This window comes from Nocardiopsis sp. NPDC050513 (genome assembly GCF_044457925.1).
Taxonomy (GTDB): domain Bacteria; phylum Actinomycetota; class Actinomycetes; order Streptosporangiales; family Streptosporangiaceae; genus Nocardiopsis.
In genome coordinates, this window is sequence record NZ_JBITHK010000002.1 from 63,452 (window position 1) to 74,823 (window position 11,372).

Sequence of the window (11,372 nt, forward strand, 5' to 3'; positions counted from 1 at the left end):
AAGAGGGCGTCCTCGACCAGGACAGCTCACCCCACCCCGCGACGCAGCAGTGCGGTGGCCCGCGGACCGGTGTCCAGGCGCACTCCGGGGGCGGTCCGATCCGGTCCGTCCCACATCAGGACGGTCTCGTAGACGTGGACGACCTCGGCGGCGACGGTCTCCCAGTCGTAGGCGCGCACGGCGCTGCGGGCCGCCCTGCCCAGGCGGGCGCGGCGCTCGGGGTCGTCGAGGAGGTCACCGGCGCGGTCGGCCAGGTGGGCGGCGTCGCCCGCCCGGAAGAGCTCGCCCGCCGCTCCCCCCTCCAGCACGGCGGTGAAGGCCGGGATGTCGCTGGCGACGATCGCCGCACCGGCCGACATGGCCTCGGTGAGCACGATGCCGAAGCTCTCGCCCCCCAGGTTGGGGGCGCAGAAGACGTCCGCGGAGTGGTAGGCGCGCACCTTGTCCGCGTCGTCGAGCCGGCCGGGGAGGACGATCCGGTGGCGCATCCCCTCGGGGACCGACGCCAGGGCGGGGCCGGGGTCGCCGGGACCGGCGACGAGCAGGCGCAACCCGGGGCGCGCGGGGGCGAGCAGGGCGAAGGCCTCCAACAGGGTGGACAGTCCCTTGCGCGGCTCGTCCAGGCGGCCGAGGAAGGCGATCGAGCCGCCGTCGCCGGGCCAGCCCGCCAGCGGCTCGGCGTCGGCGAAGCGGTGCACGGCCACCCCGTTGGGGATGAGGACGGCGTCCCCGCCCAGGTGTTCGACCAGGGTGCGCCGCGCGGATTCGGACACGGCCACGCGCGCGTTGAGCTTCTCCATGGCCGAGCGCAGCGCCGCGGACCCGGCCGCCATCGCACGCGACCGGGTGTTGCTCGTGTGGAAGGTGGCGACCATGGGGCCGTCCGCCGCCCAGCACGACAGAAGGGAGACGCTGGGCGCGGAGGGTTCGTGGATGTGCAGGACGTCGAAGGCGCCCTCGTCGATCCACCGCCGCACCCGCGCCGCGGTGCGCGGGCCGAAGCTGACGCGCGCCACCGAACCGTTGTAGGGCACGGGCACCGGGCGGCCGGCCGGGACCAGGTGGTCGGGCAGGTCGGCGCCGGTCTCCCCCACGGGCGCGAGCACCGACACGTGGTGGCCCATGCCGATCAGGGCGTCGGCCAGGTCCCCGACGTGCTGTTGGACCCCGCCTGGCACGTCCCAGGCGTAGGGGCAGACCAGCCCGACGCGCATGCCCACGGTCACGCGTCCCGTTCGGAGCGCCCGGTCCCCTCGGCGCGCTCCCGCCGTCGGCGCAGGTCGGCCTCGTGGTCGGCGCTGAACACGGTCTGGAGCATGTGCCAGTCCTCCGGGTGCGCGGCGATCTCACTCTCGAAGACGCGCGCCAGCCCCTGGGTGGTGGCTCGGACGCGGTCGGTCCGGGTCTCACCGGACGCGACGGGGACCTCGTCGTGGACGCGGATGTTCCAGTACGGGCCGTCGTACCAGAGCGAGACCGGCATCAGGGCGGCGCCGGTCTTCAGGGCCAGGGCGGCCGGTCCGGACGGCATGCGCGCCAGTTCGCCGAAGAACTCGACCTCGGGGCCGCTGCCGCCGATGTCGCGGTCGGCCAGCAGGCACACCAGCCCCCCGGCTCGCAGCCGCCGGGCCAGGGTGCCCACGGTGTCCTTGCCTCCGCTCAGCGGCAGGACCTCCATGCCCAGGGACTCGCGGTAGGCGGTGAACCGCCGGAAGAGGCTCTCGGGACGCAGCCGCTGGGCCACCGTGGTCGGCGCGAAACCGCGCAGGGCGATCCAGGCGCCCGCGTGGTCCCAGTTGCCCATGTGCGGCAGCGCCGCGATGACGCCGCGGCCGGCGTTCAGGTTCTTCTCCAGCGCCTCGATTCCGCTCTGCCGGGTGTCGCCGAGCACGCGGTCCCGATCCATCGCGGGCAGCCGGAACATCTCGTAGTAGTAGCGCATGTAGGAGCGCATCCCCGCGCGGGAGAGCGCCCGCAGCCGCGCGTCTGTGGTGTCGGGGCCGAGCAGGCGGCGCAGGTTGCGCTCCAGACCGCGCGTCCCCCCGTTGTGGGTGCGCCAGGCGTGGTCGGCCATCCGCTCGAACACCGCGCGACCGAGGCGTTCGGGCGAGCGCCGCACCATCGTCCACCCGGCCGAGTACGCCAGGTCGGCCATGCGTTCGTCCACGTCGTGCTTCCTCGTCCTCCTCCGGGCGGGGTCAGGCCTCGCTGTTGGCGCCGTTGGTGTCCACGTCCCGCTGGCCCTCGTCGATCTCGTTGAGCCGTGCGCGCGTCTCGACGAGCCGTTGCAGGACGGTCAGCAGGGTCATGCCCGCGAGCAGCCACAGGCCGCCGGCCAGGACGTAGGGAACGCCGAACCCGCCGACGCCCGCGGCCACCAGGATGATGATCAGGCGCTCGGTCCGCTCGGCCATGCCGACGTCGCAGTTGACGCCCAGGCCCTCGGCGCGTGCCTTGATGTAGGAGACCATGAAGCCCGCGATGAGGCAGAAGAGGGTGACCCCCGCGAGCAGCGGGTCGTCGCCCTCGCTGATGAACCACCACAGGAGCCCGGCGAGGATGGCGGCGTCGGCCACCCGGTCGAGGCTGGAGTCGAGGAACGCGCCGAAGCCGCTGGCGCTGTCGTTGGCGCGGGCCACGGCCCCGTCGAGCATGTCGAAGAGCGCGAAGACGGCGATGACGACCGAACCGGCGTACAGCTCCCCGCGCGGATAGAAGTACAGGGCGCTGGCGACGACGCCCACGGTGCCGACGATGGTGATGATGTTCGGCGTGAGGCCGATCCGGGCCAGACTCCGGCCGAGCGGAGTGGTGACCCGGGAGATCATGGGGCGAAGGATTCTCAGCATGTCTTCTTGTGATGGTAGGGCGGGAACGGCTCCGGGGGTGGGAACCGCGCCCGGCGGGGGTGGCGCGCCGCCCGTTCGTCGGCGCGGGCGGCGCGGGAGGGTGGGACGGTCAGGCCCCGGGCCAGTGCTCGGCCAGTTTCGCGCGGGTCTGCTCCAGCATCTCGGGCAGGACCTTGGTGTGGCCGATGACCGGCATGAAGTTGGTGTCGCCGCCCCAGCGGGGGACGATGTGCTGGTGCAGGTGGGCGGCGATTCCGGCACCGGCCACCGTACCGAGGTTCATGCCGATGTTGAACCCCTGGGGCCGGTAGGCGTCGGTGAGCGCGCGGATGCCCGCCTGGGTGAGCGCGGCGAGCTCGGCGGTCTCGTCCTCGTCGAGCGCGGTGTACTCGGACACGTGCCGGTAGGGGCACACGAGCAGGTGGCCGCTGTTGTAGGGGTAGAGGTTGAGCACGGCGTAGGCGGTCTTGCCGCGCGCGACCACCAGCCCGGAGGCGTCGTCGAGCGCGGGGGCGTCGCAGAACGGACAGCCGTCCTCGGGGCCGGACCCGGTGGGCTTGCCCTCGCCCTTGATGTAGGCCATGCGGTGCGGCGTCCACAGCCGCTCCCATCCGTCGGGGACGCCGGTCCCCGCTCCCGGGGGGTTGGACGGCCCGTGTTCGGGCCCGTTCTCGACACCGCTCATCGGCTCTCCGGGGCCGTCGCCCCGGCTCGCGCGCCGGGGAGGGAGCCCCTGCCTCCTTCGGGTTCTCTCGTGGGATCGTGCGTGGACGCGCGCCGGGCGCGGGGGCGCGGCCGTGCGCGGCGGGGACCCGCCGCGCCCTGGGACGGGCGGCGTCCACCGGACGCGCCCGGGTCGGGTACGGCCCGGCGGAGGTTCCGGCTCCGGCCGTCCGGGATCGTCCGCACCCCAGCATAGGAGCACGGCGGACATGCGGTCAGCGGCGACCGTCCGCCTGTGGACAACCGGGGATCGTCGCTCCAGGGGGTGACCGTTCGGGCGCCGCCGGGGTGCCGCACGACGAGGCGAGCCGCGAGCGGGGAACGAGCGTCAGGCGAAGCCGGGGAGGAAGCATCCCCGGTCTCGGGGCGCCCGACCGGAGCGGGTACCGGGCCGCAGGCGTCGGTCGAGGGTGTCCGCCCCGGCGCGGAGCGGCCCCCGGGCGGCGCGGGGCGACGGGCGGCCCGGAGCTAGCACTGGTCCGCCAGGCCCAGGAGCGTGCGCAGGTGGCGCGGCGGCGGGGACCCGTGGGCGAGCATGGCGTCGTGCCGTTCGCGCTCGGAGAGCTCCGGACGCCGGGCGGCCAGGTCCCGGGCGATCTCGGCGACCTCCGTGTACCCCACGTAGTACGTCGACAGCTGCGCGCTGGTGAGCTGGGCGCGGCGCCACTTGCCCACCGCCTCCCCCTCCTCCTGGTGGCCGCGCTCGGTGAGCAGGGCGATCGCCTCGGCCTCGGTGATGTCCCGGGTGTGCACGCGCACGTCCAGGACGGCGTTGAGCAGGGCGCGCAGCCGCATCTTCAGCTGGATCAGGCGCAGTGCGAGGTTGTCGCGGCGGGCGGCATCCCCGGAGCCGTCGCGCCAGCCGTGGCGCGCGAGCACCTCCTCGCCGTAGACCGCCCAGCCCTCGACGAACGTGCCGCTCCACAGCGTCCTGCGCACCCGCGTCGCGCCGTCGTGGCGGCTGGCGTGGGCCAGTTGCAGCGCGTGGCCGGGCACGGCCTCGTGCACCATGAGGTTGCGCAGCATGGTGCCGTTGTACTCGCGGAAGAACGAGTCCTGCCGCTCCTGAGGCCAGTCCGCGGGCGGCGGGGCCACCGCGACGAGCGTCGGCATGTCGTGCGCGGCAGGGTCCAACGGCCCGGGCGGGTCGCAGTAGGCCACGGCCACGCCGCGCCGCGCCTCGGGCATGGGGATGATCCGGACGGGGTCGTCGTACACGGTGACCAGGTCGAGCCGACGGACCCGGTCCCACAGGTGGGTCAGCGCGTCAGCGCAGGTCGGGCGGACCCCGTCGGCGTCGGTGGCGGTGGCGTCGGCCAGTCCCGCCAGGACCTCGGCGACCTGGCCGGCGCGGCGGGGGCGGCCCTCGTACTCCGCCGCGGCCTCGGCGATGGCCTCCTCCGTGGCGAGCAGGTCGCTCTCCGCCCGCACCAGCAGCGCCTCGGGGGAGAGTTCGGAGTCCAGGGTGTACCAGAGCTGGGCCGCGAAGTCCCGCTCGCCGAGACGGGGATCGGCGGTGGCGGTCTCGACCCGGTCGCGCAGCCACTCCCCGTACCGCTCGACCGAGGCCAGGGCCGCCTCGCGCGCGGGGTCGACCCGCCCGGTCAGGGACGGCTCCCGGCGGAGCAGGTCGGGGATCCCGTCGGTGAGCATGGCGCGGGCACCGGCGAGCTGGGCCAGCGCGGTCTCGACGTGGACGCGCGGCATGCCCGGCCCCTCGGAGAGCCGGGCGCGCGCGGTGTCGAGGTAGTCGGGCAGCGCGGCGCAGCGCGCGGCCAGCGCCTCCAGGCGTTCGGGCACCGGGAGGGAGTCGCGGTCCAGCAGCGCGTGGACGGCCTCGCCCGGGGAGTACAGCAGGGGATTCCAGGTGCGCGGACGCAGCTCGGCGGTGTGCCACAGGTCGGCGCTCAGTCTGGCGCGCAGGATCTCCAGGTCGACCAGGTCGCCCTCGGGGATGAGGTCGCCGTCGATCTCGTCCAGCGAACCGAGCGCGTCCGTCAGCACGGCGACGCGCCGAGCGTCGGCCTCGACGGAGTGGTCGGACAGCCGCGCCGCGCCGCGCGTGTCGCCCAGCTCCAGGGCCCACTCGGGGGCGTCCTCCAGCAGGGCGTCGAGCACCCGCTCGGCCACCTGTCGGAACCGCTGTGTCATCGCCTCGGCGTCGGGCTGGGAGGGAGAGCTCATTCCCCCATGATGCCAGCACGGACGCCCGGTCCCCGCCGTGCGGGAACCGGGCCGTGCTCTGTGCGGGACCCCGGGCCCGGGACTAGCGCCAGGAGTTCTGGCCGCCAGTGGAGGTGGGCTGTCCTGCCGCGCCCTCGGGGTCCCCCACCGTGATGGCGTGTTCGACGAGGGTGATGAGCGTCGACTTGGTGGAGGCCCGGTCGCGGGCGTCCACCTGGACGATGGGGATGTCCGGGCTGAGCGTGAGCGCGTCCCGGACCTCGTCGGCGGCGTGGGGGTAGTAGCCGTCGAACCCGTTGATCGCCACGATGAAGGGCAGGCGCGCCTCCTCGAAGTAGTCGATCGCGGGGAAGCAGTCCGCCAGGCGGCGGGTGTCCACCAGGACGACCGCGCCGATGGCGCCCTTGACCAGGTCGTCCCACATGAACCAGAACCGGTGCTGTCCGGGGGTGCCGAACAGGTACAGGATCAGGTCGGAGTCAAGGGAGACGCGGCCGAAGTCCATCGCCACGGTGGTGGTCTGCTTGTCCGGCGTCTTGGCGAGGTCGTCCACCCCGACGCTGGCGCTGGTCATGACCGCCTCGGTGGTCAGCGGCACGATCTCGGAGACGGAGCCAACGAATGTCGTCTTCCCGACACCGAAGCCCCCGGCGACGACGATCTTGACCGACGTCATCGCGTTCCCCCCAGCACCGCCTTCCTCGGCTGGGCTAGAGCTTGCGAAGTCCACTGAGCACCCTTTCAAGCAGGTTGGTGTTGGGACGGGCGTCGTTGTTCAGCGAAGACCTGATCTGGACCAGTCCCTGCTCGGACATGTCCGCCACAAGCACCCGTGCCACACCGAGCGGCATCCGCAGCAGCGCGGAGATCTCCGCCACGGACCGCCACTCCCGGCACAGGTCGCTGATCGCCTGCCACTCGGGCGTCAGCGTCCCAGACTCGTTGCGGGCCGCCGCCGTCGCCGAGATCAGCGCCTCCAGGGGAAGCTGCGACTTCGGCTTGGTGCGACCCTTGGTCACGGCGTAGGGGCGGACCAGTGAACTGGGCGCGCTCCCCGCCGCGGGTCGTTGTTCGTACGGTTGTTGGATAGGTCGAGGAACATCTCCGCCGCCCGGCACAGACGGGATCCCTCCGGTGGAGGGACCGCTCGGCTGTTGTCCGAACCACGAGGCGCTCCCGGCATCTCTACTGTGAGGTGCCACCACTTCCTCCTGTCGGTGGTGGATCAGTGGATTCCCGAGGTGCGCGCCGTTGGTGTCAGCGCCCGCCCCGCCCGCTCGACGAGCAGGGTCATCTCGTACGCGACCAGACCCAGATCACTCTCGGCCGCTGCCAGGACCGCCAGGCAGGAACCGTCGCTGATGGCCATGATGAGCATCAGCCCCCGTTCCATCTCCACGACGGTCTGGGCGACCGCTCCACCCTCGAACACCCGGGACGCCCCCTGGGTCAGGCTGGAGAGGCCGGAGGCGATGGCCGCCAGCTGGTCCGCCCTGTCAGCCGGGAAGCCCGCCGACGACGCCAACGGAAGGCCGTCCGAGGAGACGACGATCGCGTGGGCGACGTCCGGAACCCGGTCGGCAAAGTCAGTGATCAACCAGTTGAGCTCATTGACCTGTCGACTCATCTGATCTCCTGTCCAAGTTCGCCGGCTGGTCTCACCGCACTGCTACCGCCGGCACGGCATGTGACAGCACTGTTCCTGCGTCCGATCCGGAGCCGTCTGAGGGGACGGCCACCGGGGGTCTGGTGTTCGACTCTCGTCAAGCGCTGGGTGTAGCCCGTCCGAGAAGCTCGGTAGATGCTATTGCATCCGGCTTCCTCGAATAAGGGGGACCCCGTCCCACCACGTTCCACCGGCGTCATCCCTCCGTCGAGCCGTCACCCAGCTGGTTACGCCCCTCGCGAACACCCTTCTGGAAGCCCGAGAAGCGGTTGCGGACACGGTCCGCGCTGCGCGTGGGCATCTGCTTGAAGTTCTCCGGTCGAGGAGCGGTCCCCGGCACAAGGTTTGCCTTGGGAACACGTTTTGGCAAGCCCGAAGTGGTCAGTCCGCCGGCGAGCGGCTCGGCCGCGGTGCGCGCGGCCTGCCAACCGCGGTCGGCCGCCGACTCCCAGTCGCGCTCCGTACCGGCGCTCTGGCCGGGGGAGGCGGACGGCGCACCGGCCGGCGTCGGGGCGGACCGCACGCCGGTCGACCCGTGGGCGGTCGGCCCGCCGGTCGGTCCCTGGGCGGGCTGCTCGGGGTCGACCTTGCGGATCGGGCCGGTCTCGGTGGAGTCCACGGTCGGGCCGCCGCTGCGGCGCTTGAACCAGTTCGACTCGATGGCGTCGAAGATCGGCAGCGAGTCCGACCCCTCATCCGCAGGGGTCGGCGGTACGACGGTGTTGCTCGGGCCCTGAGCGCCCCCGTAACGGCGGGACAGGTAGGCGGTCGACCCGTAGCCCTCGCGGGAGTCCGAACCGCCCGTGCGCCAGTTCCCGGTGTCGTTGCCCGACTGGGGACGCTCCGGCGCCGGAGGCGGGGTCGGCTCCGGTCGGGCCGCCGGACGCGACCCCCAGTCGGAGGAGACCGGCGGGAAGGACTCGGTGTCCCCGCCGCGCGTGGACGGACGCTCGTGCGCGCCGGCGGTGTTGCGGCCGGACAGCGGGTCGGAGTCCCGGCGCCCGCCCGAGGCGGACGAGGAGCCCGAACCGAAGAAGTCCGTGCCGCCGGTGTCGGAGCGGCCGTGGGTCCCGGTGTCGGCGGGACGCGAGAAGGCTCCGGTGTCCGCGGGTCGCGAGAACGAGGAGGTGTCGCTGGGGCGACTGAACGCGCCGGTGTCCGTCGAGCGGCTCGGGGACCCGCTGTCGCCGAAGACCGACCCGCCGCCGTCGGCGCGCGGAGCGGGGTCGAAGAGGCTGCGTCCCGGACCGTCCGGGCGGGTCTCCTCCTCGTCGGAGACGTCGTAGGGGTCGATCACCGGCTGGTTCAGGTCGGCGCCGCCGGGCCCCGTGGTCCCCGCGCCGCGGGTCGGCTCGAACAGCGATCCGGAGCCGTTGGCGTTCTGGCCGGTGTCCCACAGGTCCTGGCCGCTGGGCGGGTGCTCGTCGCCGCGGGTGGTGCCCGGCTGGCGCTTGGGCAGCCCGCCGAGCGCGCCGAGGTCGGAGGTGGTGTCCTGGGTCTGCCACGGGTCGCCCGGCTCCGCGGGAGCGGGGCTGGACGCGAAGGCGGCCTCGGCCTCGGCGTAGGTGTCGGGCGCGCCCGCGGGCAGCTGTGCGCGCGGCTCGGCGCCGCCCACGGCGTGCTGGCCCTCGACCGGGGTGATCAGCAGGTCCGGCGGGAAGATGACGCGCGCCGTGGTACCGCCGCCGTGCGCCTCCGCCAGTCTGAGCTCGATGCCGTGGCGGTGGGCCAGGCGCGAGACCACGAAGAGGCCCATGCGGCGCGAGACCGCGACGTCGATGACCGGCGGTGCCGCCAGGCGGGCGTTGATCGCCGCCAGGTCCTCGGCCGCCATGCCGATACCGCTGTCGGTGACGTCGACCTGGACGCCGCCGCCCGCGAGGGTCTTGGCGCTGACCAGGACCTCGGTGTCGTGCGGAGAGAACGAGGTGGCGTTCTCGACCAGCTCGGCGACCAGGTGGATGACGTCGTTGACCGGGCGGCCGAGCACCGAGATGTGCGAGGGGGCCCGCACGTTGACGCGCTCGTACTGCTCGACCTCGGAGACGGCGCCGCGGAGGACGTCGACCAGCGGGACCGGCTGGGCCCACTTGCGGGTGTTGTCCTGGCCGGAGAGGACCAGCAGGTTCTCGTTGTTGCGGCGCATACGCGTCGCGAGGTGGTCCAGCTGGAACAGGTCGGAGAGGCGGTCCGCGTCCTGCTCGGACTGCTCCAGACCGTCGATCAGGCGCAGCTGCCGTTCCACCAGGGTCTGGCTCCGGCGGGACAGGTTGACGAACATCGCGTTGACGTTGCTGCGCAGGGCGGCCTCGTCGGAGGCCAGGGTGAGGGCGACGCGGTGGACGTCGTCGAAGGCGCGGGCCACCTCGCCGATCTCGTCCCTGGTGTCGACCTCGATCGGCGTGACGCGGACGTCGGGGGCGCTGCCCGCCTCCTGCATCCGGTTGATCGCCTCGGGCAGGTCGCGCTCGGCGATGCGGCGGGCGCCGTCCTCCAGGGTGCGCAGGGGGCGCACCAGGGAGCGGACCACCAGCGAGGTCAGGACGAACACCGCGAGGAGGACCAGCGCGACGACGACGAGGTCGGTGGCCGTGCGCATCATGGCGGCGGTGCGCAGCTGGTCCGCGTCGTTCGCGATCTCGCCCGCGATCTCGGTCTCGACCGTCTGGAGGAGGTCCAGGGCCGTGTCGGCGATCTCCTGGTAGTCCTCGGGGCCGTCGTTGGAGGTGACACCGGTCAGGCTGTCACCGCGGTCCGCGCGGTACATGACGCGCATGCGCATCGTGGAGACCTGGCTGACCTCCAGCCCGGTGAAGTTCTCGTCGAAGATCGCGCGCTGCTCGGGCGAGGCCGCCTGGACGAAGTTCGAGATCTCGTTCTCGTACCTGGCCCGGCTGGACTCGATGGCCTCGGCGATACCGCCGGTCATCGTGTTGCGCGAGAGCGAGTGGCTCATCAGCGCGGTCTCGTAGGAGAGCTGGTCGCGCGCGCTGGACAGGGCGGTGAGGGCACGCACGGCCTCGCGCAGGTCGGTGTCGCCGCTCTCGTCGGCGATGGTCTGGTTGAACTCGCGCAGCGACCGGGAGATCGTGCGGTAGTTCGTCACCACGGGCAGCACCGTGACGCGGGTGGTGTCGACCTCCTCGCGCAGCGTGTCCAGGTTCTGCAGCTGGGTCCGCATGTTGTCGAGGCGGGTCGTGGCGAGATCGCCGTCCATCTCCCCCATGTCGTCGAGCTGGGCCATGAGGCTGGTGTACAGCTCGCGCGAGGCGTCGCGCTGCTCCTCCAGCCGCTGGCGCAGGTCGTCGGACCGGCGTGAGGGGTCGGGGTCGTCGGAGATGTAGACCGCGCTGGCCGAACGCTCCCGGCCGAGCTGGTTGGCCATCTCCACGACCAGGACACCGATCTCGGCGCGGTCCTGGATGTGCGCGTGGGTGACGGTGGTGTCCGTGGACTCGTAGACCCTCAGACCGCCGAGCGCGAGCGCGACGGCTGTGGGAATGACGATGAGGGCCACCAGTCGGGAGCGCACCCGCCAGTTACGTGGCCGCCACCAGTCGGCTCTGCGCCGGGGCGCGGCATCTGCGTGTTCGGGCTGCGCTGCCTCGCTCTGCGCATTGGCCCCGCTTGCTGTCGCTCGTGTCGACACGGACCCTCGCAACCTTTCGTGTCACCGCCTCGAACGGCTGTTGAACCCAGGGGTTGACCACTCCTGACCGAAGCAGTCTTCGGAGGTGATCGGTTCGGACCCTGCGGCCCGCCGGATCAGGAAGCGGTGGGAGTTTGGGGAAGATGTGAAGACTGTCCGCCGGACTCGCCTGGGAGGAGAGGCGCCGCCCACCTAACAGGTTCCTTAGGTGCGCGTGCGGTGGATAGCGTACCAATGGGCGCGATGGACTCGCTTCGCCCGATTGACGGCCTTCGGCGGGATCATCCGCGCCCGTCCGGCG

The 11,372-nt window shown here is 72.6% G+C and carries 9 protein-coding genes; all 9 read right to left on the reverse strand.

All coding sequences use genetic code 11. From position 1 onward, the window contains the following. Positions 1-26 precede the first annotated feature (26 nt). The gene (locus tag ACIBFB_RS03005; protein ID WP_397225573.1) at positions 27-1,226 is read right to left on the reverse strand and encodes a glycosyltransferase family 4 protein; all 1,200 of its coding nucleotides are present in this window, start codon (positions 1,224-1,226) and stop codon (positions 27-29) included. Further along, positions 1,223-2,167, reverse strand: a complete 945-nt coding sequence (locus ACIBFB_RS03010; protein ID WP_397225575.1) for a phosphatidylinositol mannoside acyltransferase — start codon at positions 2,165-2,167, stop codon at positions 1,223-1,225. Before ACIBFB_RS03010 ends, ACIBFB_RS03005 begins: the two co-directional genes overlap by 4 nt. Positions 2,168-2,198: 31 nt before the next feature. Next, complete coding sequence (pgsA, locus tag ACIBFB_RS03015; protein ID WP_397226402.1) at positions 2,199-2,828, reverse strand: phosphatidylinositol phosphate synthase; 630 nt, start codon at positions 2,826-2,828, stop codon at positions 2,199-2,201. Positions 2,829-2,958: 130 nt separating this feature from the next. Beyond that, complete coding sequence (locus ACIBFB_RS03020; protein ID WP_397225577.1) at positions 2,959-3,534, reverse strand: HIT family protein; 576 nt, start codon at positions 3,532-3,534, stop codon at positions 2,959-2,961. A gap of 506 nt (positions 3,535-4,040) precedes the next feature. Further along, entirely contained in the window at positions 4,041-5,756 is a 1,716-nt protein-coding gene (locus ACIBFB_RS03025; protein ID WP_397225579.1) for a DUF885 domain-containing protein, read from the reverse strand. 82 nt (positions 5,757-5,838) lie between these two features. Beyond that, complete coding sequence (locus tag ACIBFB_RS03030; RefSeq protein ID WP_397225581.1) at positions 5,839-6,432, reverse strand: GTP-binding protein; 594 nt, start codon at positions 6,430-6,432, stop codon at positions 5,839-5,841. A gap of 34 nt (positions 6,433-6,466) precedes the next feature. Further along, positions 6,467-6,883, reverse strand: a complete 417-nt coding sequence (locus ACIBFB_RS03035) for a DUF742 domain-containing protein (protein WP_369974511.1) — start codon at positions 6,881-6,883, stop codon at positions 6,467-6,469. 98 nt (positions 6,884-6,981) lie between these two features. After that, a complete protein-coding gene (locus ACIBFB_RS03040) occupies positions 6,982-7,383 on the reverse strand; it encodes a roadblock/LC7 domain-containing protein (protein ID WP_075926658.1) in 402 nt (133 codons plus the stop codon). Between the two features lie 235 nt (positions 7,384-7,618). Then, positions 7,619-10,954 (reverse strand): nitrate- and nitrite sensing domain-containing protein, encoded by a 3,336-nt coding sequence (locus ACIBFB_RS03045; protein WP_397225584.1) that lies wholly within the window; start codon positions 10,952-10,954, stop codon positions 7,619-7,621. Positions 10,955-11,372 lie beyond the last annotated feature (418 nt).

Coding starts and splice junctions, on each gene's coding strand:
- pgsA (WP_397226402.1), bottom strand. CDS start 2,828: ATGATCTCCCGGGTCACCACTCCGCTCGGCCGGAGTCTGGCCCGGATC.
- ACIBFB_RS03020 (WP_397225577.1), bottom strand. CDS start 3,534: ATGAGCGGTGTCGAGAACGGGCCCGAACACGGGCCGTCCAACCCCCCG.
- ACIBFB_RS03025 (WP_397225579.1), bottom strand. CDS start 5,756: ATGAGCTCTCCCTCCCAGCCCGACGCCGAGGCGATGACACAGCGGTTC.
- ACIBFB_RS03030 (WP_397225581.1), bottom strand. CDS start 6,432: ATGACGTCGGTCAAGATCGTCGTCGCCGGGGGCTTCGGTGTCGGGAAG.
- ACIBFB_RS03040 (WP_075926658.1), bottom strand. CDS start 7,383: ATGAGTCGACAGGTCAATGAGCTCAACTGGTTGATCACTGACTTTGCC.